This is a genomic window from Undibacterium sp. TJN19 (genome assembly GCF_049339485.1).
Classification (GTDB): domain Bacteria; phylum Pseudomonadota; class Gammaproteobacteria; order Burkholderiales; family Burkholderiaceae_D; genus Undibacterium.
Window position 1 is genome coordinate 1635039 of record NZ_JBMPPL010000001.1, and the last position, 24951, is coordinate 1659989.

The following is a 24951-nucleotide window of genomic DNA, read 5'->3' on the forward strand; positions in this document are numbered from 1 at the left end:
ACGCCGCTGGGCTCCAGCCTGCGCTGGAGCGACGTTAATTTAATTATCGCTTATTGGCAAACCCCTATCTCATCCCATCCTTCTTCTTGAAAGAGAAGGAGTAAATCAAATTATTTCGCTACCGGCATCGTAAACTCAGCACCCTTGCCTATGCTATCTGGCCAGCGCTGCATGATCGATTTATACCGCGTATAAAACCGTATCCCTTCTTCCCCATAGGCATGCACATCACCAAACAGCGAGCGCTTCCAGCCTCCAAAAGAATGCCAGGCCATAGGCACGGGAATCGGCACATTGATGCCCACCATGCCAACCTGTATGCGGCGGGAAAATTCGCGCGCGGTGTTACCGTCAGACGTGAACAGCGATACGCCATTGCCAAATTCATGACGGTTGATCAGTTCCAGCGCTGACGCAAAATCCGGCACACGGACTATGCACAAAACCGGGCCGAAAATTTCCTCGCGATGGATTTTCATGCCCTCTTTCACATGATCAAACAGACAGCCACCGAGGAAGAAACCGCCTTCATGCCCAGGCACCTGAATGCCACGGCCATCGACCAGCAACTGCGCGCCCTCGGCAATGCCTTCATCGATATACGAAATAATTTTGGCCTTGTGTTGTGCCGTCACCACCGGCCCCATTTCGGCATCAGCTTCCATGCCATTCTTGATGGTCAGGGCTTGCACGCGCGGTATCAGCGCATCGACGAGTTTGTCGGCAATATTACCGACAGCAACGGCAACAGAAATGGCCATGCAGCGTTCACCGGCAGATCCATAGGCAGCGCCCATCAGTGCATCCACAGCCTGTTCCAGATTGGCGTCAGGCATGACAACCAGGTGGTTTTTTGCGCCACCCAAAGCCTGCACGCGCTTGCCCATGCGTGTACCTTCGCTGTAGATGTATTCAGCGATCGGTGTAGAGCCGACAAAGGAAATGGCCGATACATCAGGGTGTTGCAACAAGCCATCAACCGCCACTTTGTCCCCTTGCAAGACATTGAAGACACCATCTGGCAAACCTGCCTTCTTCAGCAACTCGGCAATCAGCAATGCACATGAAGGGTCGCGCTCTGACGGCTTCAGGATGAAAGTATTACCAGTCGCAATCGCCAGCGGTGCCATCCACATCGGCACCATGAAAGGAAAATTGAAAGGTGTGATACCCGCCGTCACCCCCAGGGGCTGGCGCAGGTTGTAGTTATCGATACCACCACCGATATTGTCAGAAAATTGTGATTTCAACAGCTGCGGCATACCGCAGGCAAATTCAACAATTTCTATACCGCGTGTGACTTCGCCCATGGCGTCAGACAAGACCTTGCCATGTTCACGCGTGATCAGGGTGGCCAGCTCCTTATGATGCTGGTCGAGTAACTCCTTGAACTTGAACATGACGCGGGCACGCCTTAAGGGTGCTGTTTCAGCCCACGCAGGCGCGGCTGCTTTGGCAGCGGCGACCACGGCATTGACTTCACCCATATCCGCCAGCACCACGCTGGCGACGACTTCGCCGGTTGCCGGATTGAAGACATCTTGTTGACGGCCACTGGTCGAATTGAAAACCTGACCATTCATGAAATGCTGTAGTACGTCTGGCATAAGAAACCCTGATAAGAAAATCTGACAATGGAACAAGCCTGAAGCGTGAGATTAATTCACCAGTCTGGCAAAATCCAATGAGTTATTATCAAGCCAATCATAAGGATAGCTAATAATGGATCTGACACAGCTTCGTGCCTTTATCATGGTTGCCCGGGAAGGCAATCTGACGCGCGCCGCAGCGCATCTGCATGTCACCCAGCCCGCAGTCAGCCTGCAAATCAAGGCTTTGCAAGATGCTTTACAGCTGCAATTATTCAATCGCAGTGCCACAGGTATGAGTTTGACAAATGATGGTGCAAAACTATTGCCTTATGCCGAGCGGGTGGTAGCCGGCATGGCAGAATTTCGCCAGGCGGCCGATGCCCTGCACACTACCATCTCTGGTGAATTGGCCATAGGAACGATACTCGACCCCGAATTCACGCGTCTCGGGGTTTTTCTGAAGCGGCTGGTAGAAACTTATCCACAGTTATCCACAAAATTACAGCAGGGCATGTCTGGCACCGTATTACAGCAGATACGCGCCGGTACGCTGGATGTCGGTTTTTATCTGGGGCAGGCACCGGACGATGGCAAAACACCTTGCCATAGCCAGGTGTTGACGCAGTTCACTTATCGCGTAGTGGCCCCCAGTGGCTGGAAAAACCGGGTAGCCGGCCAGGGCTGGAAAAGCCTGGCAGCCTTGCCCTGGCTATGGACACCGCCAGAATCTGCCCATCACCGCCTGTTAAGCAAGATTTTCGCCGAACATGCTGTCACGCCAAACATTGTCGCCCTCGTTGACCAGGAACCATCGATGCTGGATCTGGTGAAATCCGGTGTCGGTTTAAGTCTGATACGCGATGCCATCGCCATACGCGAAGCCCATGCCCACGGCCTGGTGATTGCCGATGCAGTCAGCGTGCAAACCGAATTAAGCTTCATCTGCCAGGAAAAAAGACAACATGAAGCCATGATTGCGGCCAGTTTTGCCTTGCTGCGCCCAATCTGGGGCTAAAAGTCCACATATCCCATCAAAATATCCGCCAAAGACCAAAATTCAGCGGTATATTTCCAAAACTCAAAAAAATGTGGGAAGAACGGTAGTGAAATTTTTATCAATCAAGCTGATGTTTTGCCTGGCTGCCCTGCCAGCGCTGGCGCACGCCGAAAACATGAAGTTATTGATACAGGAATTTGCACCCTTCACGCATACCGACCCCAAAACCGGTGAAATTCAGGGAGCATTGACAGAAAAAATGCTGGAAATCGTCAGACGTGCGGGCGATACCAGCACCATCAGCAGTACCTCGCTGGCACGTGGTCTGCATGCTGCACTGAATGAAGACAATACCTGCCTGTTTGGTTTCCGCCGTACGCCAGACAGAGAAAATTTCTATAAATGGGTAGGCCCGCTGGTGAACGATAACTGGGTCTTGTATGGCCGCAAGAATGATGGCCGGGTATTGAAAAATTTTGAAGATGCCAAACCTTATTCCATCGGTTCTTACAAGAACGCGGCGACCGGGCTGCAACTGAGTGAGCAGGGTTATAAAATCGAATTTGCCAGCCAGGACGAAGATAATCCACGCCTGCTGGTCAATAACCGCCTGCATTACTGGATCGTTTCTGAATCGCATGGCATGGCTATCGCCCAGCAACAGGGCTTCGGCAATGATATTGTGCGTGCTGTTAAATACAAAAGCATAGAATTGAATATGCTGTGCAATATCCGCATGGACAAACAACGCATAGACCTCTATAACAAAATCAATAAAGACCTCGATAACGACGGCACCATGGAAAAAATCATGCGCAAATACGGTATCAAATAATGGCGCGCTCAACCCGGGTCAGCGCCGCAGTCAACCGCCTGCGCGAACGCAGCAACAATGCCCCCTATTCCATGGTCACCATGGCAGACGGGCGATTTTTTCTGATACTCGCCAATGGCGATGACGAAGCAGAACCGCTGAACGAACCCATGGAAATGGATGAGTTTGTCGCCTTCGTCAACAGCATCAAGAAACTGGCGCCAAAAAAAGCCAGCAAACTCGATATCGCCTTTGAAGCAAAGCTTCAGGCCTCAAAAAACAAGTAGGTAAAAAATAGACTGCTGCAATCCCATATCCACCTCAATAAGGATAAATACATGAAAAACCGTTTCCTGATGACCCTGACTGGCACTCTGTTGGCCTGTGCTTTCTTATACACGCCTGCCAGCAATGCCCAGACACCGGCTTCTGCACCGGCAGAAAGCATGGTCACCGGGCCGACAGTACAAAAAATTGACCAGGTCGTCGGGAATGGCAGGGAAGCACACACAGGCAATTCAGTATTCGTTCAATACACAGGCTGGCTGCATGATCCCTTTGCCAAAAAAGAGCAGGGCAAGCTGTTTGACAGTTCCAAAGGCCGCCCACCGTTCACGTTTACCCTGGGTGCTGGACGTGTCATCAAAGGCTGGGATCAGGGTGTCGAGGGCATGCGTGTGGGCGGAAAGCGCACGCTGATCATACCGGCCGAACTGGCCTACGGTGCACGCGGTGCGGGAAATGGCGTCATCCCCCCTAACGCCACACTGATTTTTGAAATTGAATTACTTGAAGTACGCTAATGAAGTATGCTGAAAATTCAGCTTAAAGGTCTGCCCAGGCCGACTCATAAGAATAAATCGCATAAAAGAAGCTGGAAACCGCCAGTACTGTTGCCAGCGTTCCGGTAAAAAATAGAATATTCAGGCCCTCTGGAAAAATATACTGATACCAGCCCAGCAAGGCCGCTGCGATCATGGCAAGAAACGCCATGCTCATCAGGTGGCGGCTTTTACGCATGATGCCAAAGGCAATGAGTATCAGGGCAAGTAGAGACAATACAAAACTGAATAATCCCGGCACGTTATACCTTTCTTGCTTTGCTCAATTGATAATAGTAAATTCATAACGACTATAGCAAATTCCAGGATTTTTGCCACAATTTGTCATGCCAACCAGAATATTTAAGGATATGAAGGACACATATGGCTTATCTGCTTGCTCTTGATCAGGGTACCTCCAGCTCGCGCAGCATTATTTTCAATGAAACGGGGCAACTGATTGCATCTGTCCAGCAGGAATTTCGCCAGATTTTTCCCCAGCCTGGCTGGGTCGAACATGACGCCAGTGAAATCTGGCAAAGCCAGCTCGCCACCTGCCAGCAGGTATTGGCAAAAGCCGGCCTGCAGGCCGCTGACATCGCTGCATTGGGTATCACCAATCAGCGCGAAACCACCGTCTTATGGGACAAGAAAACCGGGCAGGCCCTGGCCAATGCCATCGTCTGGCAAGACCGGCGCACTGAAGCGTATTGTGAACAACTGCGCCAACAAGGCCATGCGGCGCTGATACAGGCCAAAACCGGCCTTATCCTCGACCCGTATTTTTCAGCGACCAAATTGAAATGGCTGCTTGACCACCTGCCAGATGCAAGACGTCGTGCCCAGGCCGGTGAACTGGCTTTTGGCACGGTCGACAGCTGGCTGGCCTGGCAACTTAGTGAAGGCAAACTGCATGTCACTGATGTCAGCAATGCTTCGCGCACCATGCTGTTCAATATCCACCAGGGCCAGTGGGACCAGGAATTGCTCGACTGCTTTGATATTCCCGCTGCTGTCTTGCCCGAAGTTTTACCGTCCAGCCATATTTTTGGGGAAACCACTTTATTTGGCAAAGCCATACCCATCGCCGGTATTGCCGGTGACCAGCAGGCTGCCCTGTTTGGTCAGGCTTGTTTTACGCCGGGCATGGCAAAAAATACCTATGGCACGGGCTGCTTCATGCTCATGCATACGGGTGAAAATTGTCCGACCTCACAAAACGGCCTTATCAGCACAGCCGCCTGCCAGACGGATAGCCGGACGCAATATGCCCTCGAAGGCAGTGTATTTATTGGTGGTGCCGTCGTGCAATGGCTGCGTGATGGCCTGAAAGCGATACAACATTCGCCAGATGTCGAAGAACTGGCAGCCAGCGTGCCGGATTCAGGTGGCGTGGTATTCGTGCCTTCGTTCACCGGTCTTGGCGCACCGTATTGGGTACCGTCGGCCAAAGGTGCCATATTGGGTTTGAGCCGCGGCAGTACCGTTGCCCATATCGCCCGCGCTGCACTGGAATCCATAGCTTTTCAAAGCACGGCCTTATTGCAGGCCATGGTGAAGGATGCCGTTTTTCCGATTTCAGAGTTGCGTGTCGACGGTGGGGCGGCAGCCAATAATCTCTTGCTGCAATTCCAGGCAAATTTATTGGGCATACCCGTCATACGACCGAAAATCACGGAAACAACAGCGCTTGGTGCCGCCTACTTGGCGGGCCTGGCGACAGGTATTTATCAGGGTATCGATGAATGTGCATCTTTATGGCAGATGGACAGACAGTTTCTGCCAACCATGAGCCGTGATGAGGCCGGCACACTCATGCAAAACTGGGAAGTCGCTATAGGAAGAATACGTTAAGCAGTACAGAAGCTTGTTAAAACCTTTTCCACCCTTATGCAACTCGTATGCAATTCTTGTGCCGTTGTTGTACAACACGGTCTTACCCATCTCAACTGGAGCTAAAAAATGAAAATCATCAAATGGATAGCCGGTATTCTCCTGACCCTGGTCATCATCATTCTCGCCGTTGCGTACAGCCTGCCAAATGAATACGAGGTCAGCCGCAGTACGACCATCAGCGCCGCACCAGAAAAAATCTTTCCCTTGATCAGTGTGACCAAAGAATGGAAAAACTGGTCCGTCTGGAACCAGCGTGACCCTGCCATGGAAATGCAGTATTCAGGTCCGGAATCTGGCCCCGGTGCTGCCTGGGACTGGAAAAGCAAAAGTCAGGGTAATGGCGGCATGAAGTTTACTCAAGTCAACGCGCCGCAAAAACTCGACTATGAACTGCATTTCGAAGGCATGGGCAAACCTTCTACAGGTGCTTTCTTGCTTGAAAAACAAGGCGATGGCACGAAAGTCACCTGGAATATGCATGGAACCAGTGAAGGCAACCTGATGATGAAGCTATTCGCACCATTTATGGATAAAATGGTGGGTCCTGATTTTGAAGCTGGCCTGGCCAACCTGAAAAAAATCGCTGAACAAAAATAGTGAAAGCCTTTTATCCGGCAAGATCAGGGTAAACGGCTCTCTGTGAGTTTGAAATCCCTGGTCTGATTGCATCAATGAAATCCAAGTTTCCCCTGAAGTCTGCGTCTACATTTGTATTACTACTGGCAATGCAACTGCCGGGTGCAGCCATTTTCGCTGCACCGGCAGTGAATGCATCAACACCGTCCACGACGGTTAAACCTGGCCAGGGCACACAAGCTGTATTTGTCGTTGCTCCCGAAGATTTGTCCAAGCAGGGTGGTGTACAAATAGACACACCCAGGATGGCGGCACCGCCAAAAAGCAGCAAGCCTGATATTCCGATACAAGTCTGGTCGGGGCCGGTTCCTTTGTCAGGTGGCCTGTTTGTACTGGTGGCTTCAATGCCAGTGGTGGCGTCGCTGTATTTTGCCTATCAACTGATGTTGTTCATCCGCACGCGCAGACGCCGCTTGTCCACAGAACGCCCGGGCTGATACGTCAGGCGGAATATCCTTATCCGCCTTGCCGGAATAAGGTGGCATAAAGCTGGCATTCTGAACTTCGTTGTTTTTGTAGTTTACTTATCTGTTTTTCATCGAATATTCACAGAGCTGTCACTTGCCTGTCACCTGACCATCTTAAAGTCTTCCTTATCTAAACCATAAGCGGAGACCAGCATGTCCACCAAATCCTTGATAGACAGTGCCGTTTTCAATTCCACCACGTCCGGCCTCAAGGGTGTGGCAGACAAGCTGTTTGCGCACTGGTTCAGCCGCCTCGTCTATGCCCAGATCTGGGAAGATCCGCAATCTGACCTTGATGCCCTGCAACTCAAGCCAGGCGCGAATATCCTGACGATTTCTTCAGGTGGTTGCAATGCTCTCGCCTATTTGTCGGCAGAACCAGCGGCTGTGCATGCCGTAGATTTAAATGCCGCCCACCTCGCCATGCTGGACATGAAAAAAAAGGCGATCAAGCATTTGCCTGATTACCAGGCTGTGCTGGCTTTTCTTGGCGATGCCAATCACACTGACAACCTGAAAAGATATAAGCGGCATATACGTCAGCAATTGTCAGACGATGCCAGCAACTTCTGGGAAAGCCGCTCTTTATCAGGCAAGCCACGCTACCATTATTTCACCAGCCAGGCGTATCAGCATGGCCTGCTCGGCAATTTCATCGGTTTTGCCCATTTCTTCGTGCGCCTGATGGGTGGCGACATGAGCAAGATGATGCAGGCCCGCAATCTCGAAGACCAGGCCCGCCTGTTTGAACAATATATCGCGCCGGTATTCGAAACCCGCCTGTTCCGCCTGATCGCCAGCCAGCCGCTGGCCTTGTATAGCCTGGGTATCCCCCCTTCACAATTCCAGGAATTGAAACAGGATGCCAAACAGGGTCTGCATGTCTTGTTCAAGGAGAGAATGCGCCATCTTGCCTGCGATTTTCCGCTTGATGAAAACTGCTTCGCCCAGCAAGCTTTTGCACGCCGTTATGATTGCCAGAAGCAGGCCGCATTACCCATGTATTTGCAACGCCAGCATTTTTCCAGCCTGCGCAATAATGTAGACAGACTGCATCCCCACCACACTACACTGACTGATTTCTTGTTGGGACAGCCTCGGGCTTCCATGGATGCCTACCTGTTTTTGGATGCACAAGACTGGATGGACAAGCAACAGCTGACAGAATTATGGCGAGAAGTGACCCGCACGGCGGCACCCGGGGCCAAAGTTGTCTTCCGCACCGGGGGCACCGCATCGCCACTGGAAGCAAAATTGCCAGCAGAAATACTGTCTGTCTGGCATACAGACAGCGCGCATAACAGCGCCCTGTCTGCAACCGACCGTTCAGCCATCTATGGCGGCATGCACTTATACACAAAAATCTGATTTCATCTTTGAATACTTCATTACCGCCACGTGTGGTGGCTGATGCATTGTGGTTGCTGGCGGCACGTTCACGCGGTGGCCAGCACTGGGTCAATAATGCCAGTTGCAATATAGAATCCATCGATATTGCCGGCCTGCCCCAACCCGTCAGCCTGCTGGAGGGAAGCACATGGCAAGAAACCTATGTCTCCAGCCCACGCTCGACCTGGCTACGTTATTCACGCCAGGAAATGCTGCGCCAGCTCAGTCCGGCCCTGGCCATCGCCGCCCGGCTCGCGAGTTGTACCATTTTCGGCCCTTTATCAGCACTGCTCAATGGCAGCAAGCTGGACCAGGCAGCAATCGTTGGTAATCATCTGATATCCACAAATCTGTATCCCGACTGGGACACGCTCGATATCGCCATGGTGACCGAAAACTTGCTAACAAGTTATCAACAGCGTCCGCTGATGATGCGCAATATCTGCCCCGCAGTGAACCCCGGGCTGGCTAGTGCACTGACAGAAAGTGGCTGGCAAATGCTGCCTTCGCGCATGATTTACCTGTGCGATCCCCGGCAAGACAGTGTTTGGAAACATAATCATGTGAAACAGGATGTCCGCCTGCTAGCCAATGCTGACATGGAAACGCTAAGCCTGGACAGCCTGCAAACCCATGATATCCCGACATTGCGGCACTTGTTCAGACAGTTATTCATCGATAAGCATTCGTATCTGAACCCGGATTTCAGCCCGGCATTTTTTGAATTATGTCTGGAAAGCCAGTTCCTGGAACTGCATGCCTTGCGCTGGCAGGATCGCCTGGTGGGTGTGCTTGGCCTGTATTGCCACCCTGAAAGCGGCTGGATAACCACACCCCTCATTGGTTACGACACCAGTTTACCAAAAGAACTGGGACTTTATCGTCGTCTGATGGCTTTGCTATTGCAGAAAGCAAAAGAGAAACAGTTGAAACTGCACTACAGTTCTGGCGCCAGCCAGTTCAAACGTGCGCGAGGTGGTGTGCCACAACTGGAATACACGGCTATTTACAGCGCACACTTACCGGCACACCAGCGCCGCAATATCCAGATTTTCAGCAAACTCTTGCTTAATTGCGCACCCCCCTTGTTAAAACGGGCTGACAAGATTTAATTTTAAATACCATAAAGACAGCAAAAATGCCTGTTTCTGCTGTGGATAAGTCTATGCATATCCCCAGGATGAACTGTGCAAAACTGCCTGAACTGAGATAAGTCAGATTTTTATCCCAAAACTATACTTTTTTCATACAGGGCTTATCAGCACATCTATACATGGACTAAGTCATTGTTTATGTGGACAAATACGGACTTATCCACAAAAAATCGCGCCGTTAACTACTATTACTATGTATATATAAACTAAGTTATCTAATTAAAGCGTTTTTTTAAAATCTTGAAAAACAGCCTCGTTCAAACGAGATCACGGATAACAATCACAAAGTTTTAAAACAAAGCTCGTCAATTTTTAAAAATGCGAGTTATTCCATTTTTAAAACATTTTGCGCCTAGGCCAAACGACTGTTCATAAAGCCTGATTTCAAAAACTCAGTCCTTTTTTAAAAAACTGACACACATCTGCTGATTCTTTTTGATACCAGGCAGTCAATCCAATTTTTGGATCTTGGTCGTCAAAACAAATTCACTTGGCTGATGAAAAACATCTGAGCTACAAGCCTGTTTTTATAAAAAGTAATTTTCTGGTCGCTGAAATAGTGATTTTTGAGATTTTCATTAAAGAATTCAGACAATTTCAGCCTAAAAACAACAAATTTCAAAAAAACTTTGTGGATAAGTCAGTCGATATCCACTGCATGCATTGTGTGTAACTCAAAATTTGTTCATTCAAAAAGATTCTGTACAGATTTTGTCCTGTGGATATACAGACTTTTATCACCGCCTTATCATTTGTCTAAACTTTTGATTCTGTGGATGTTTACCGACTTATCCACAGCAAAGTGCCGCTGTTAACAACTACTACTATGTATATATAAACTTATTCAATTTAAGGTTTTCCACCGCTCAAAAAAAACGAAAAAACAAAAGTAAAAAATTCCCGTAGAATCCGTAACTCATTCTGGAACAAGGAAATTTTCATGAAACTTTGGTCGAAACTACTCATCGCAGCCATGCTGGTTTGTGGGTCTGCGCATGCTGAAAAACCAAGCGAAGCTTCACTGAAAGAAATGCTGACTTTGACCAACACCCAGCAAGTATTGAAAAGTGTGGAAGCCCAGATGGATGGCCTCATGAAAAACATGATGCAAAAAGCCATGAAAGATCAGCCGCTGAACGAGCAACAGCAAAAGATCATGGATAAATTCAGGAATAAAGTCATTGCCATCCACAAACAGGAAATGACCTGGGAAAAACTGGAACCGACGTTTATAGAAATTTACGGAAATTCCCTGTCACAGGAAGATGTTGACGGCATAATTGCCTTTTACAAATCACCGGCAGGCAAGTCTTATGTGAGCAAAATGCCTGTGCTGATACAGCAAAGTATGTCTTCCATGCAAAAAATGACGGCCCCTATGATGGAAAAAATTGCTGAAGCCGCCAAAGAAATGACAGCGGAAATGCAAAATTCAACGCAGAAAAAATAAGCCGAACTGTATTTGTCTTATAGATGATTTTAAAAATCAAGAAGATAGAAAGAATTGAAGATATTTAGACAGATGTAAGATACATTTACGATAAAAATGTGATTTTATAAGTAAAGTGACAAAAATGCATTTTCTTAGTAAATGACGCCTACTCTACTTTCTCCGAGACATTTTATTTTCATATGCATGGGGACTCTGGGGGACGTATTTCCCCTGTTAAGCCTGGCAGTTGAAATGCAGCGACGTGGCCATGTCTGTACCGTATTGCTGGCGCCAGTCCATGCAATCCATGCAGAAATGGCAGGAGTTGCCCACAAGATTATCGGTACGCAAGCAGAATACGATGCGGCCTTGCGTCATCCCGATATGTGGAACACCCGCAAGGGCATGGGCATAGTCCTTGAATCTTGCAAATGCGTATTTACCGAAATACCAGATTTTGTCGCCTCTTTGCCTGAAGATTAGGATTGTGTCCTGGTCGTTCATCCTCTGGGTCTGCCAGCCGCAGATCTGGTACGCAGTTTTCGTCCTGATATTGCTGTCATAGGTACTTACCTGGCACCATCCAATTTAAGGACAGTGCAAAATCCCCTGGTCATGGGTGACTTGTTCATCCCACCCTGGTTGCCAATATGGATGCGACAGTGGCTATGGACCTATGCGGACAAGAATTTTGTTGATCCGGTCGCGCTACCTATCATTAATCAGGCCAGGCGAAAATACAATTTACCGCCTGTCGCCAGTATGGCGATGTATATGTATGCCGTACCGGATCTCAGCATCTGTTTTTTTCCTGCATGGTTTGCCGCCGTGCAGCCTGACTGGCCAACACCCATGTGCATGGGCGAATTCCAGCTATATGACAGCAGCCCTGATACTGACTTATCCACAGAGTTGGAAGAATTTCTTGCTGTCGGCCCTGCACCAGTGATTTTTACACCGGGTTCCGGCAACCTGCAGGCAAACTATTATTTTCAATGCGCGCAACAGGTGGTACAAAAACTGGGTTTGCGTGCAATATTCCTCACTCCATACCGTGAACAGATCACGACTGAATTACCCGCAAACATACTCTGGCAAGCTTATCTGCCTTTACGCAGCATTTTGCCGCGTGCATCGGCAATCATCCATCATGGCGGCATAGGAACAACGGCAGAAACCTTAAAAGCGGGAATACCACAACTGATTACTGCCCTGGCTTTTGACCAGTTCGATAATGCCGCCCGCGTACAAAAACTCGGTGTCGGTGATTTTGTGGCCATGTCGCGTCTGACAACACGTCAACTGAGCCAGCGCTTGCAAGGCTTGCTCAGCTCAGAAGCAATTAAAACCAATTGTGCACTTGTTGCCGCAAAGTTCAAGAAAAGTGCGCATGCTGATTTTTTATGCGACGTGATTGAAGTAGCAAAATGCAGACAGAAAAGCTAAACAATCTGTATAAAAAATAAGGCATGACAAAGCAAATTAATCTGCCTTTCATACCTATCTTCCGTATTGTCTTTCCTTTTCAAACGCGAGCATTTTTGCTGCACAAGCTTAAAAATAAAATGAAAAAAAGGTGCAAAGCCACGTCCTGCCTGGCTTTCAGGGCTGTTTCATAGTAAGTGTTTTACGCGACTATTCGACATCAATGAAGACTTTTATCATATCCGGCATTGATCAATCGTTTATGTCAGGAGTTTTTTCTATGTCTTTATCATCCCCATCTTCAACGCCATTACCTACCGCTGCTGGCAGTACGGCAGTCACTGGCATTCATGTTTTTCTCAAGTTGCTTCCACTATCTCTTTCAGTTTTCATTGGCTTTCTGACCATGGGTATGCAGTTACCTGTACTTCCCCTGTACCTGCATGAAAGCCTGGGCATGAGTACATGGATAGTGGGACTGGTCATTGGTGCGCAGTTTATTGTTGCCCTGCTTTCACGTGCCTGGGCTGGCAATTTTGCCGATAGCCGTGGTGCCAAACGTGCGGTGGTGACAGGCTTGCTCATCATCGCAAGCTCAGGTCTGGCTTATCTTGCCTCATTGCCGTTTGTGACAACACCTGCAACATCGGTCTGGATATTACTGGCAGGGCGTGTCTTGCTAGCCATAGGCGAAAGCCTGGTCGTCACAGGCTCGCTCGGTTGGGGGATTGGTCTGGTGGGACCGCAAAATGCGGGCAAGGTCATGGCCTGGGTAGGCATTGCCATTTATGGTGCCTTTGCACTGGGTGCACCGATCGGTGTTGCCGTCAATGTAAGCTGGGGTTTTGCCGGTATCGCTATTGGCACCGTATTGATCCCTTTCGTGGCCCTGATGACGGCGATCAGCGTGACCGCTGTTCCTGCAACTACAAACACCCGGGTTCCATTTTATAAAGTATTGAGTCTGGTCTTGGTACCAGGCCTGGGTCTGGCACTGGCAAGTACAGGTTTTGGCATGATCACCGGTTTCATTGCATTGTTGTTTGCAGCCAGAGACTGGGGTAATTCTTCTTTGGCATTTACTGCTTTCGGGGTGGCTTTTATCGGCGCGCGCATTTTATTCGGGCATACACCTGACAAGCTTGGCGGAGCCAGGGTTGCGCTCGTCAGCGTAATCATTGAGGCAATCGGTTTAGTACTGATCTGGTGGGCCGATACGACCACTATTGCCTATCTTGGTGTCGCGCTGGCAGGATTTGGCTACTCGCTGGCTTTCCCAGGTTTTGGTGTTGAAGCCGCGCGCCGCGCACCACCGCAAAGCCGCAGCGTTGCCATGGGGGCTTACGTGGCATTCCTGGACATCTCGCTGGGGATCGCCAGCCCGCTGGCAGGTGTCGTTGCTGGCCACTGGGGTGTGAATACCGTATTTCTTGCTGCGGGTGTGGCCGTTGGCTTGTCCGTACTGGTGGCGCTGCGTTTGCTGGGTAAAACATCAGCAGGTGTCTAAGGTATTTACATTTCCAAGGGTGTGCGATGTGTGGCATGTATGCCATGCGCGCCCATAAAACTGGTACGACATGAATTGATCAGGCTTTCATGAAGCCTGATCAATTTCTTTTACAGGTTTGATGTCATCAGCTTTGCTTTTAAGCTTGCTCAGGTAGACGCAAAACATATCCGCCAAGGCATTGGCATAGTCATCTATCCTGTCAGCAGGATAGCCATTTGCTGAAATATGTTCGCCTGCGGCACTCAGCGTGGTCGATATCAGTTCTTCCAAAATGGAGCGTGTTGCTTCAGAGGCTGTGGGTAACAACTCTTCAATAAATATCTGCACGGTACGGTCCCAGGACAGCCATGCCTCCCTGGCTTCGGGATCATCGTTATACAGCGGGGCGATATCGGTGAGGGCCTTACGTATTTCTGCTTCTTCACATTCTGAGCGCACGAAAGCATGGACGAGATTGCGCAAACGATCCAGCGGTGCCTGTTGAGCATCCTGAAGGATGTCGCGTAACATCCCCCCGGTTTGCCGCCATTCATCGCTTTGCAGGCGAAACAGAATGGCCGCCTTGTTGGGAAAATACTGATACACAGAGCCTATGCTGACCCCCGCCCTTTCTGCCACCCGTGCCGTGGTAAATTTTTGCGCGCCTTCCCGCTGCAAAACCTGAAGGGCAGCTTCCAGTATGGTGGCCACCAGGTCAGCAGAGCGGTTTTGCTGGGGCCGCTTTCTTGAAGAAATAGTAGGAGTCCGGGGTTTGTTCATGAAAATATGAAATGAGATTTAAGCCAATTCTTTGAATGGATAAGTAGAGCGAATACCAGAAACATGCGTTCGCTCCTCCTCTCCTCCAGGGTTCATATCACACATCAAGGCTCAGCACAATTTTACCGCGGGTACGTCCGCTCCTGGACAGTTCAAAAGCTTCCTTGATTTTACTTAGCGGCAAAACGGTCTCGATATGGGTCTTTAATTTACCTGCTTCAAGCAATTGACTGATGGACTCAAGCTGTCCTGAATCAGGCTTGCACTGTACCCGTGCTACGTCTACACCATGTTGTAAGCCCTCGTCCTTCGGAAAGGCTACCGAAGTCACTAAAAAGCCTCCTTTTTTAAGCGTTGACAATGCCCGCTTAAAAGTATCGCCGCCAACGGTGTCGAAAACAACATCCATGTCTTGCGTCATGTCCCGCACGACCTGCTCAAATGGCTGCGCAGTGTAGTCGATAAAAGCGTCTGCACCCAGGCTGCGTATAAATTCCTCGTTGCGTCCCGAAGCCATGGCAGTCACATGCGCGCCTGCAGCTTTGGCCAGCTGGATAGCCATGGAACCGACACCGCCAGAACCACCAGTAATCAAAAGGCGTTGGCCGCTGGCGAGTTTTGCCAGATCGAACATTGCCTGCCATGCAGTCAGAGACGCAAGCGGAACAGCCGCCGCATGTATGAAATCAAGCTGGGCAGGTTTAATGACCATATCGGCTGCCTTGACCACAGCATAGTCAGCAAAAGCCCCGGATTTGACGATGCCGTAAACAGCATCTCCTTGCTTCAAGCTGGTGACGCCGTGGCCCAGCTTTACTATGGTGCCGCTTAATTCGCTGCCCAGATGGATAGGAAAAGTCATGCCCATACGCTCACCCGCGCCATCCCGGATTTTCCAGTCCACGGGATTGACGCCGGCAGCATGCACTTTCACTAAAACCTCATCATCTCCAACTTCAGGACGATCAATAACTATGCAATTCACCACGTCATTATTACCGTATTGCTTGATCACGACTGCTCTCATTTTTTCCCTGATGTTTTCGCTCATGTTTTCGTTCATGCTTTATTTCCCTGGTTAATTTGTTCTCGCTTGGTGAAGCCATGATAGGCTAATGGCTTTACGATGTGATGCCAGCATGCATCGCTGAAAGGCCAATTTGCAGCAAGCATCTTTTAGTCTTCACCGTGGTGTCAAATTGCAAGGTGGCGGCGAACCCATGCATTCCCATGGACAGGCGCAACTGACTTTTGCCGCCTCGGGGATGGTGCAAGTGCATACAGGAGAAGGTCGCTGGCTCGTGCCCTGCCAGCTTGCGGTGTGGATACCGGCAGGAGTTGAGCATCATGTAGAGGTGCTGACGGATGCCGAACTCTGGATGGTGCACTGGGAGCCATCGATCTTAAAAGCCTGGGCTCCGCCCATACCCCTGGAGCGGGCATTTGCATTGCAGATAACCCCGCTCATGCGCACCCTGCTTGATACAGCTTTTGCAGCCAATACCACAGTGGACAAGACCGAACTTGTCGTCAGGTTAATGCTGCATGAACTGACTGAAACAGCGCATGCGCCGACGTTTCTCCCTCTACCCAAGAGCGCTGTTGGGCAGCGCATTGCCAATGTTGCTTTGGGCGACCGTCGTAATCAATTGAGTGTAAATGAAATAGCCTCACGCGCCGCCACCTCAGTCCGTACCCTGAGCCGCGTGTTCCAGGCTGAAACCGGGCTCACTTTCAAACTTTGGCGGCAACGAGCGCGTATCGTGCTGGCGATGGACAGACTAGCCCGGGGAAGCGCGATTGCGCAGGTGGCTGCAGAATTAGGGTTTGCCAGTACAGCTTCATTTTCATGTGCGTTCCGACAGGTCACGATGCTCACGCCCACAGCTTTTATCGGTGCGGCGGACTAAGCAGCAGGTGAGACTGTCAGTCAGCTTCAGAGTGTCACACGGTCGATTTTTAAATAACGCCCTGGAGTTTCGCCAAGAACTTTGCGGAACATGACCACAAAATTGCTCGCGTTTTCGTACCCCAGACCATCTGCGACATCTTGGACCGTTGCACCCCTGGCCATCCATTGCAGGGCAAGCAAAATATGAAGTTGTCTACGCCAGCGTCCAAAACTCATGCCGGTTTCCCTGGAGACCAAGCGTGAGAGTGTACGCGGACTGATGTCCATCCGGCGCGCCCAGGAATCGATGCTTCCCGGATCAGACGGATTCGCCATGATCCACTCGATCAATTTACGAAGTCGCTTGTCCATCGGCAGTGGAAGATGAATTTGCCCGGACTTCGCCAAAGCCATTTCATCGAGAAGTAGCGTCATTATTCTTGACGCCATGCCGCCTTCTTCATAGCGCATCGGCAATGCGGCTGAGCGAATGACCAATTCACGCAACAAGGGGGTCGTTGACAATGTGCAGCAATCTCGCGGCAACGCACCGCTCACTGCAGGATCTACATAGACCACGTAACATTCGATAATGCCAGCAGTCTCCATTCGGTGCTGCACGCCACCGGGCACCCAAATGGCGCTTCCTGGTGGCACAAGCCAAAGGCCGCCTGCCACCTCGCAGGTGAGCACGCCACGCATCCAGAGCAGGAACTGCGCTTTTCGATGGTGGTGGAAATCCGCTTCCTTGCGGCCATCAATCGCAAGCGCATCGTCATGTCCTTTGACAGCCATGTCCACACCAGCTGCTCCAAGAGTGATCACTGGCCTTGGGACGACGTCAGGGTCCTCCCAATCGATAGACGAATCTCCACTGAGAACAGGCATTGGCAACTTTCAAGATGATGGATCAGCGTGGCAAGAATTCAATATAACATGGCATATTGGATTATTGTGTCCAGTGCATGGAGCGCCTAACATGGTCGTTGAAATCACAACCACGAAAGCTCTCAGCATGGAACCAAGGAAGAAAATATTGATCTGCGGCGGCGGGATCGCCGGCCCGGCATGTGCCTGGTGGTTGACCAAATACGGTTTCTCCGTGGTCGTCGTTGAAAAGGCCAGTACGTTCAGGGATGGCGGACAAAATGTCGATGTGAAGGGCGCAGGACAGCAAGTCATCAACCTCATGGGTTTGACAGAACAGATTGAGGCTCGCAACACGCTGGAATGCGGGCAAAAGTGGCTGGACGCGGCTGGCAAGGTAGTGGCAGTTTTTCCTAAGGGCGGTTTTGGCAGCCTGACCAGCGATTTCGAAATCCTTCGTGGCGATTTCGCACGCGTTCTGTTCGATGCAACCCGCAGCACTTGTGAATACCGTTTTGGCACCTCAGTCGCTGGCATTGAAGAGATTGAAGATGGTGTGCGTGTGACCTTCGTTGATGGCTCGACAGAGGAATTCGAGTTAATCATCTGCGCCGACGGATTGAGTTCGTCGACGAGGGACCTGGCGCTTGCCCAGGAGACCCGACTGCGTTACCTCGGTGCCTACATGGCGTTCTTCAAGATTCCCCGCCGTCCAGAAGACGACTTCTGGGCCTGCTCCGTCAACGGTATTGGCGGAACAATGATTCACCTAAGGCCTGGAGGCCCGACGGAGACAACCGTCCTGATCACCTATCCGGTCAGTGATTTTGTCCTGCAAAGGCCGTCGACGCTATCCCGGCAGGATATGCTCCGTACAGTTTTGAAAGGCCGGGGCGCGGTAGCCGAGCGTATCTTCGATGAACTTGATGAGGTACAAGACTTTTACTTTGGACCGATGAGCCAGGTGCAAGCATCTGCCTGGTCGAAAGGCAGGCTGGTTTTGCTGGGTGATGCGGCGCATTGCCCGACTCCGTTCACAGGGAAGGGTACAGCTTTGGCTCTCGTTGGAGCCTATGTCCTGGCGGGGGAGATCAAGATGCGCTCAACGCATGTCAAAGCCTTCCAGACATATGAAAGTATCCTCCGCCCGTATGCCGAGCGTTCGCAGCAGGAACTAAGCCCTCGACTCATCCGGCTCATGCACGTAAAGACCCGATTCGGAATCTTTGTCGCCCGTATTGTGCAACGGTTCTTCGGTAGCATGCTCATGCAGGCGCTATTGAAACCAAGCGCTGCGGCTAAAGCTCGCAAAATAGATGAGGACTTCGTGCTCCCAGTCTATTGGTGATGGGATAATGCACCGTACTATGTCCTATCTGGGTGCTACGTTGCTTGTTGTGCTGCAGCTTGTTCTCTGGCAGCTGTTAGCACTCTTCATATTGAAAGTGGCGCTTTGTCGTCTTAGCCCCGATTGTTTCCGTTTCCCCTCTTCGCCTCGGCTACAAATATTTACTATATGTTTCAGCTATAAAAAAAGCTCCTGATTTCAGGAGCTTTCCACTTACTGCGACGAGACAAAAAGCGATCAGGTCGCCAGTGTCATCAAACTCGCATTGCCACCGGCGGCTGTCGTATTCACACAGAGTGCCCGTTCAGCCATCAGACGCCACAAAGGTATTTCAGCATGGTCCTGGGTTTCGACGACAGAGACGATGGCTTCATCTAGCCCGGCAAACAAGAGTTTGTAATGCGACAGCAAGCCACCTTCTACCAAGGCCAGCTGGGCACCGCATTGTTCTGCTTCGGCAGCGATGATGAGCTTGCTGACTTCCGCTGGCAAACCAGCTGGCAGGATCGCCAGGGTTTGCGCTGGCAAGACAGGCAGGTTGCCAGTCGCCAGTGTTGCGGCCAGCTGGTTGATCGCGCAATTGACTGTCGTTGCCGCGCAAAAGATACGGCCACGTGGTGCGAATGACAGGGTATTACGTTCACCCGTCGGGCCAGGCAAGACCTGGGTTACTTTGTAAGGGCTGTTGTGGGCATAATGCTCACCCAGCTCGGCAATTTTTTGATGACCAAAGGTTTGCGCCCAGACCAGCAAGGCTTCCAGTGCTGGTGGGGACTGACGTTCATACACGGTATGTCCACCCAGACCGGTGACGGGTGTGCGTTGCAGGCGCTTCAGGTAAAGCGGGCCGCCAGCTTTGGGGCCGGTACCGGACTTGCCTTCACCGCCAAAAGGCTGTACACCCACTACCGCACCAACGATATTGCGGTTCACATAGATATTGCCGACATGAGCGCGGGAGATGATGAAATCTATGGTTTCATCGATGCGTGTATGGATGCCCAGCGTCAGGCCAAAACCGGTGCCATTGATCTGGTCTATCAATGCGGGTAAGTCATTGCGCTTGTAACGCAAGACATGCAGTACCGGGCCAAATACTTCTTTTTTCAGGTCGTCGAGGTTAGCGATTTCTATGACGGTAGGTGCAACAAAGGTACCAGCGCGGCAGTTGGCTGCCAGATCCAGCGTGTAGAAGGACTTGGCCTTGCCACGCATGCCATTGATATGGCTCATCAGGTTGTTTTGCGCTTCAGCATCGATGACAGGGCCAATATCAATAGCCAGCCGGTCGGGTTGGCCTATGCGCAATTCCTGCATGGCACCGTGCAGCATTTCTATGGTCTTGTCGGCGATATCTTCTTGCAGGCACAGCACGCGCAGGGCCGAGCAACGCTGGCCAGCACTGTCAAAAGCAGATGACAGCACATCATTGACGACTTGCTCAGGCAAGGCGCTGCTGTCAACGATCATGGCATTCTGGCCACCGGTTTCTGCAATCAGCGGGATATCGATGCCTTCAGCCACTGCACGTTTCGCCAGCGTGCGGTTGATGATTTGTGCGACTTCGGTAGAGCCTGTGAAAATCACACCCTTGACGCGGTGGTCGGCCACCAGTTGTGCACCAACGACTTCACCCGTACCTGGCAAGAATTGCAGCGCACCACGTGGTACACCAGCTTCATGCATCAGTTGTATGGCGCGATAAGCGATCAACGGGGTTTGCTCTGCCGGTTTGGCCAGCACCACATTACCAGCAGCCAGTGCGGCGCTGACTTCACCGATGAAGATCGCCAGCGGGAAATTCCATGGGCTGATACAAACGACCGGCCCCAGCGCCTGGGTATTTGGCAAACCTTCTACCTGGGCTGCGTAATAGCGTAAAAAATCTACTGCTTCGCGCACTTCTGCCAAGGCATTCGGCAGGGATTTACCGGCTTCACGTATTGCCAGTGCCATGAAATCCAGGGTTTGCGCTTCCAGCAAATCGGCGGCTTTTTTCAGGACGGCGGCGCGTTCTACCGGCGCTGTAGTTTGCCAATCCATGGCATATTGTTCTGCTGCATGCAGGGCGGTTTGCACATCCTGGGCATCGGCTTCGATGACTTCACCAACGACATCGAGCTGGTTCGCTGGGTTATTCACAGGGCGCGCCTGAGTAGCAGATACCTGGCCATGCAGGATAGGTGCGGCTGTCAAACTTTGCTGGCTACTCTCGGCAAAGTGTGCGCTGATTTTTTGCAGTTCCAGTTCATTCGAAAAATCCAGGCCAGAAGAATTTTTTCTTTCCTTGCCAAACAAATCCTTGGGCAAGGCGATGGCGGCATGCGGTGCGCCACCGAGTTCACGCGAGACCGCGATAGGGTCAGCCAGCATGGATTCTATCGATACGCTCTCATCAACGATCTGGTTGACGAAGGATGAGTTCGCGCCATTTTCCAGCAGGCGGCGTACCAGGTAAGCCAGCAAGGTCTGGTGAGACCCCACCGGTGCATAGATACGGCAAGGCTTGTCCAGCTTGTCTTTACCAACGACCTGGTCATACAAGGTCTCACCCATGCCATGCAGGCACTGGAATTCATAATCAGTGATACCGGCTTTTTGTGCCCAGGTATAAATAGTCGATAAAGTCAGGGCATTGTGCGTGGCAAACTGCGGATAAATCACATCCGTCGCAGCCAGCAGTTTTTGTGCGCAAGCCAGGTAAGACAAATCGGTATACACCTTGCGGGTGTAGACCGGGAAACCACTCATGCCATCGACCTGTGAACGCTTGATTTCCGCATCCCAGTATGCCCCCTTGACCAGGCGCACCATGAATTTGCTGCCACTGCGGTGTGCCAGATCAACCAGATAATCGATGACGAAGGGGCATCGTTTTTGATAGCCTTGCACAACAAAACCTATGCCTTCAAAACCTTTGAGGTCGTCATCAAAGGCCAGTGCTTCCATCAAATCCAGCGACAATTCCAGCCTGTCGGTTTCTTCTGCATCGATATTCAGGCCGATATTGTATTGCTTGGCCAGCAAAAGCAATTTTTTCAGCAGTGGCAGCAATTCACTCATCGTGCGCTCACGCTGGGCGCGAGAATAACGCGGGTGCAAGGCAGACAGTTTGACCGAGATACCAGGGCCATTCTTGATGCCACGGCCATTTGAGGCCTTGCCTATCGCATGGATCGCGGTTTCATAGGCCTTGTAATAGAAGGCCGCGTCCTTGGCTGTCAGCGCAGCTTCACCCAGCATGTCATAAGAATAACGATAACCACGTTTTTCATTGTCCTGGCTGTTTTTCAGCGCTTCTTCTATGGTCTGACCAGTGACAAACTGGTTACCCAGCATACGCATGGCCATATCAACACCCTTGCGTATCAGTGGCTCACCACCCTTGGCGATCAAACGTGTCAGGGCAGAGCCCAGGCTTTGTTCGCTATTCGTGCTGACCAGCTTGCCAGTCACCAGCAAGCCCCAGGTGGCGGCATTCACAAACAGCGAGGGTGATTCACCCAGATGCTTGCGCCAGTCGCCCTTGCTGATTTTGTCAGCAATCAGGCGGTCAGCGGTTTGATGATCGGGGATACGTAACAAGGCCTCGGCCAGGCACATCAGGGCCACGCCTTCTTCTGAAGACAAGGAAAATTCATGCATCAAAGCATCGACCCCAGAAGCGCGGGTGCGTTGCTGGCGTACATTGCTGACCAGACGGTGTGCCAGTTCTGCAACACTCTTTTGCTGTTCCTCATGGGGATTTACATTGCTGAGCAACCATTGCACGGCATCTGGCTCTGATCGGCGGTATGCTTCGGTAATGACAGTTCTGAGAGCACTGGCAGGGGGGAGCAGCTCTGCCTTCAGGGCAGAAAAAGGTGGGTTATTGGCTGGCACGATGGTCGCAATCATATATAAAAATAATTAAAACGAATATGATTTCATTGTATAGAGCCTTAGCTATGATTAATTCTGGAAATCAGAACATATATCGAAATTTTCTTTTTTGTGAGAAAATAATGCCGAATATTATTAACCACCACACTGACGATTTCTGACTTCTTATGCTCGACAAAATCAGTAAAAGAATTCTGGCCGAATTGCAAAACGACGGCCGTATCAGTAATGTAGAACTGGCAACACGGGTTAACCTGTCCCCTGCTGCCTGCCTGGAACGCGTGCGCAAGCTGCAAGAGTCCGGCTACATCCTTGGATACACAGCCCAGCTAAACCCGCATCTACTGGATGTGGCTTTGCTGGTTTTCATTGAAGTTGTACTGGACCGAACGACACCCGATGTCTTCGATGCTTTCCGGCGAGGCGTACAAGCCATACCCGAAGTGCTCGAATGTCATATGGTGGCCGGTGGCTTTGATTACCTCGTCAAGGCGCGTGTCAAAGACATGAATGCCTACCGCGACTTCCTAGGCAAATCCCTGCTGCAATTGAATGGTGTGCGCGAAACGCATACCTATGCAGTGATGGAAGAAGTGAAAAATACCAGTTGCCTGCCGATTAAATAAGCTGCTGGCAGCTTGCACTTCAGGCTTTGCTGAGTTTGTCATTCATGCCGCGTCCTGATGGAGGCGGCATGTTTTTATTTGCGCTCCTGACTCCTATCAATGTTTGTCAGACAGTGCCAGCTTAATGCCGAAAGAAACAAACATCAGACCAATGAAGCGGTTCATCCATAGCGTAACAGCCTGGTTGACGCGCATGCGCTGTCTGGCAAATGCCGTAGAGACCGCCAGAAAATGACACCACAGCATGCCATTGAAATTGAAAATACAGCCGAGTACGATCAGTGCCAGTGGTTTGTTGCTGGCATCTGCTGCGATAAATTGCGGCACAAAGGCGAGGAAGAAAATCGCCACCTTGGGATTAAGTACATTCGTCAAAAAGCCCTGCATGAAAATCTTGCGATAACTGAGTGCCGGCAAACTGGTTTTGGCAGACACTGTTTGTTCAGCAGATTTTGCCCTGCTCAATAACATGGCTGCACCCACATACAAAAGATATGCCGCGCCAGCCAGCTTGACGATGGTAAAAGCTGTGGCAGATGTGGCCAGCAAGGCCGACAAGCCCAGCGCCGCCGCCATGATATGCACCAGTGTGCCAGTACCAATGCCCAGCGCAGCTGCTGAGCCGGCTCGCCAGCCCTGCGTTGCACTGCGTGTCATGATCAGGATGGAATCAGGCCCGGGGGCAATATTGAGTAAGATACCGGCGATGACGAACTGGGCAAGGTCTTGTGTGCCAAACATGGAAACTCCTGGGTTGGTTGGGGCGGACAAGAACTTGATTATACTGGCAATTAACTAATCGCTTTTTGAGGTAAATTTTTGCATGTTCACTTATTCAAAAATGAAATCGCACTGGCAAAATTTATCTCCAGCCTGGAAGACGCTAGCGGTTTGCCTGATGACGGAAATGCTCTTGTTTGCCTTGTTGATGGTACTCAGCCAGTCATTGACGATCACGCTCATCCTGCAATTCATGGTGTTTGGTCCGATAAGTTTATTCCTCGCGCCTGCTGCGCACAGAAAATATCAGGCACCGCTCACCAGAAAAAAACGGTTTTCACTGTCAAGATGACGAGAATGAACTGCGGCTGGGTCTGCCACGCCTGCGTGGCAGAAAATAGTCAACAGCTACAGCAATGCCATGCTTGCGGATGCGCTGCTTTTGCCAGCGTACAGCAAATGGAAAAATATACTGTTGTAAAACGCAAATCAGATTTCAACCTGTCACGCGAATGGGCGGTCAGTGTCTTGTTTTGGGTGGTTGTAGCAAGCATCGCGCTCTTTCTCAGATTTATCATCTGAGCTTGTACGGGCCGTTTTGTGCTCCCGCAATAAACCCCATCCTTATTTGTTGCATAATGATGCTTTTAGCTGCCAAATTCGTTTAAAAGCGAATGGAAGTTTTTACCGGGTCCGGTTAAAGACTGGCGGCTTGATATTTCATT

General features: G+C 50.7%; 24 protein-coding genes. 17 read left to right on the forward strand and 7 right to left on the reverse strand.

Annotated features, from left to right (window positions below; all coding sequences use genetic code 11):
• Positions 1-110: 110 nt before the first annotated feature.
• Positions 111-1607, reverse strand: a complete 1497-nt coding sequence (locus ACO0LH_RS07420) for a CoA-acylating methylmalonate-semialdehyde dehydrogenase (protein ID WP_422940392.1) — start codon at positions 1605-1607, stop codon at positions 111-113.
• Positions 1608-1722: 115 nt separating this feature from the next.
• Between ACO0LH_RS07420 and ACO0LH_RS07425 the strand changes: the two genes are divergently transcribed.
• From ACO0LH_RS07425 to ACO0LH_RS07440, 4 genes are all read left to right on the forward strand, one after another.
• On the forward strand, positions 1723-2607 hold the full coding sequence (locus tag ACO0LH_RS07425) for a LysR family transcriptional regulator (RefSeq protein WP_422940393.1): 885 nt from the start codon (positions 1723-1725) through the stop codon (positions 2605-2607).
• Between the two features lie 88 nt (positions 2608-2695).
• Entirely contained in the window at positions 2696-3424 is a 729-nt protein-coding gene (locus tag ACO0LH_RS07430) for a substrate-binding periplasmic protein (protein ID WP_422940394.1), read from the forward strand.
• Positions 3424-3690, forward strand: a complete 267-nt coding sequence (locus tag ACO0LH_RS07435) for a hypothetical protein (RefSeq protein WP_422940395.1) — start codon at positions 3424-3426, stop codon at positions 3688-3690. Before ACO0LH_RS07430 ends, ACO0LH_RS07435 begins: the two co-directional genes overlap by 1 nt.
• A 51-nt stretch (positions 3691-3741) precedes the next feature.
• Positions 3742-4206 (forward strand): FKBP-type peptidyl-prolyl cis-trans isomerase, encoded by a 465-nt coding sequence (locus ACO0LH_RS07440; RefSeq protein ID WP_422940396.1) that lies wholly within the window; start codon positions 3742-3744, stop codon positions 4204-4206.
• Between the two features lie 22 nt (positions 4207-4228).
• On the opposite strand, the gene ACO0LH_RS07445 is transcribed toward ACO0LH_RS07440, so the two are convergent.
• Complete coding sequence (locus tag ACO0LH_RS07445) at positions 4229-4486, reverse strand: hypothetical protein (protein WP_422940397.1); 258 nt, start codon at positions 4484-4486, stop codon at positions 4229-4231.
• A 122-nt stretch (positions 4487-4608) separates the two neighbouring features.
• On the opposite strand from ACO0LH_RS07445, the gene glpK reads away from it, so the two are divergent.
• The 9 genes from glpK (at position 4609) to ACO0LH_RS07490 (ending at position 14130) form a co-directional block, all read left to right on the forward strand.
• Positions 4609-6078, forward strand: coding sequence for a glycerol kinase GlpK (gene glpK / locus ACO0LH_RS07450; RefSeq protein ID WP_422940398.1), 1470 nt, complete (start codon positions 4609-4611; stop codon positions 6076-6078).
• A gap of 108 nt (positions 6079-6186) precedes the next feature.
• Complete coding sequence (locus ACO0LH_RS07455; protein ID WP_422940399.1) at positions 6187-6717, forward strand: SRPBCC family protein; 531 nt, start codon at positions 6187-6189, stop codon at positions 6715-6717.
• A 74-nt stretch (positions 6718-6791) separates the two neighbouring features.
• On the forward strand, positions 6792-7193 hold the full coding sequence (locus tag ACO0LH_RS07460; RefSeq protein ID WP_422940400.1) for a hypothetical protein: 402 nt from the start codon (positions 6792-6794) through the stop codon (positions 7191-7193).
• 183 nt (positions 7194-7376) lie between these two features.
• Positions 7377-8591, forward strand: coding sequence for a DUF3419 family protein (locus ACO0LH_RS07465; protein WP_422940401.1), 1215 nt, complete (start codon positions 7377-7379; stop codon positions 8589-8591).
• Between the two features lie 8 nt (positions 8592-8599).
• A complete protein-coding gene (locus tag ACO0LH_RS07470) occupies positions 8600-9724 on the forward strand; it encodes a hypothetical protein (protein ID WP_422940402.1) in 1125 nt (374 codons plus the stop codon).
• 982 nt (positions 9725-10706) lie between these two features.
• Positions 10707-11216, forward strand: a complete 510-nt coding sequence (locus tag ACO0LH_RS07475) for a DUF2059 domain-containing protein (RefSeq protein WP_422940403.1) — start codon at positions 10707-10709, stop codon at positions 11214-11216.
• Between the two features lie 186 nt (positions 11217-11402).
• A complete protein-coding gene (locus tag ACO0LH_RS07480; RefSeq protein ID WP_422940404.1) occupies positions 11403-11681 on the forward strand; it encodes a hypothetical protein in 279 nt (92 codons plus the stop codon).
• A gap of 114 nt (positions 11682-11795) precedes the next feature.
• Positions 11796-12644: a glycosyltransferase gene (locus ACO0LH_RS07485; protein WP_422940405.1), complete on the forward strand. Its 849-nt coding sequence runs from the start codon at positions 11796-11798 to the stop codon at positions 12642-12644.
• Between the two features lie 259 nt (positions 12645-12903).
• Positions 12904-14130: an arabinose transporter gene (locus ACO0LH_RS07490; RefSeq protein ID WP_422940406.1), complete on the forward strand. Its 1227-nt coding sequence runs from the start codon at positions 12904-12906 to the stop codon at positions 14128-14130.
• An 87-nt stretch (positions 14131-14217) separates the two neighbouring features.
• Here ACO0LH_RS07490 and ACO0LH_RS07495 read toward each other — a convergent pair whose 3' ends face one another.
• Both ACO0LH_RS07495 and ACO0LH_RS07500 read right to left on the reverse strand, forming a co-directional pair.
• Positions 14218-14892 (reverse strand): TetR family transcriptional regulator, encoded by a 675-nt coding sequence (locus tag ACO0LH_RS07495; RefSeq protein ID WP_422940407.1) that lies wholly within the window; start codon positions 14890-14892, stop codon positions 14218-14220.
• Positions 14893-14989: 97 nt separating this feature from the next.
• On the reverse strand, positions 14990-15955 hold the full coding sequence (locus ACO0LH_RS07500; RefSeq protein ID WP_422940408.1) for an NADP-dependent oxidoreductase: 966 nt from the start codon (positions 15953-15955) through the stop codon (positions 14990-14992).
• A gap of 157 nt (positions 15956-16112) precedes the next feature.
• Between ACO0LH_RS07500 and ACO0LH_RS07505 the strand changes: the two genes are divergently transcribed.
• Entirely contained in the window at positions 16113-16802 is a 690-nt protein-coding gene (locus tag ACO0LH_RS07505; protein ID WP_422940409.1) for an AraC family transcriptional regulator, read from the forward strand.
• A gap of 26 nt (positions 16803-16828) precedes the next feature.
• Here ACO0LH_RS07505 and ACO0LH_RS07510 read toward each other — a convergent pair whose 3' ends face one another.
• Positions 16829-17578, reverse strand: a complete 750-nt coding sequence (locus tag ACO0LH_RS07510; RefSeq protein WP_422940410.1) for an AraC family transcriptional regulator — start codon at positions 17576-17578, stop codon at positions 16829-16831.
• 184 nt (positions 17579-17762) lie between these two features.
• On the opposite strand from ACO0LH_RS07510, the gene ACO0LH_RS07515 reads away from it, so the two are divergent.
• Positions 17763-18998: an FAD-dependent monooxygenase gene (locus tag ACO0LH_RS07515; protein WP_422940411.1), complete on the forward strand. Its 1236-nt coding sequence runs from the start codon at positions 17763-17765 to the stop codon at positions 18996-18998.
• A gap of 237 nt (positions 18999-19235) precedes the next feature.
• Here the strand turns inward: ACO0LH_RS07515 and putA are convergent, their stop codons facing one another.
• Positions 19236-22895: a trifunctional transcriptional regulator/proline dehydrogenase/L-glutamate gamma-semialdehyde dehydrogenase gene (gene putA / locus ACO0LH_RS07520; RefSeq protein WP_422940412.1), complete on the reverse strand. Its 3660-nt coding sequence runs from the start codon at positions 22893-22895 to the stop codon at positions 19236-19238.
• A gap of 152 nt (positions 22896-23047) precedes the next feature.
• On the opposite strand from putA, the gene ACO0LH_RS07525 reads away from it, so the two are divergent.
• Positions 23048-23506, forward strand: a complete 459-nt coding sequence (locus ACO0LH_RS07525) for an Lrp/AsnC ligand binding domain-containing protein (protein ID WP_110254407.1) — start codon at positions 23048-23050, stop codon at positions 23504-23506.
• Positions 23507-23602: 96 nt separating this feature from the next.
• Here ACO0LH_RS07525 and ACO0LH_RS07530 read toward each other — a convergent pair whose 3' ends face one another.
• Positions 23603-24247, reverse strand: coding sequence for a LysE family translocator (locus ACO0LH_RS07530; RefSeq protein WP_422940413.1), 645 nt, complete (start codon positions 24245-24247; stop codon positions 23603-23605).
• Positions 24248-24325: 78 nt separating this feature from the next.
• On the opposite strand from ACO0LH_RS07530, the gene ACO0LH_RS07535 reads away from it, so the two are divergent.
• Positions 24326-24808, forward strand: coding sequence for a hypothetical protein (locus ACO0LH_RS07535; RefSeq protein ID WP_422940414.1), 483 nt, complete (start codon positions 24326-24328; stop codon positions 24806-24808).
• Positions 24809-24951 lie beyond the last annotated feature (143 nt).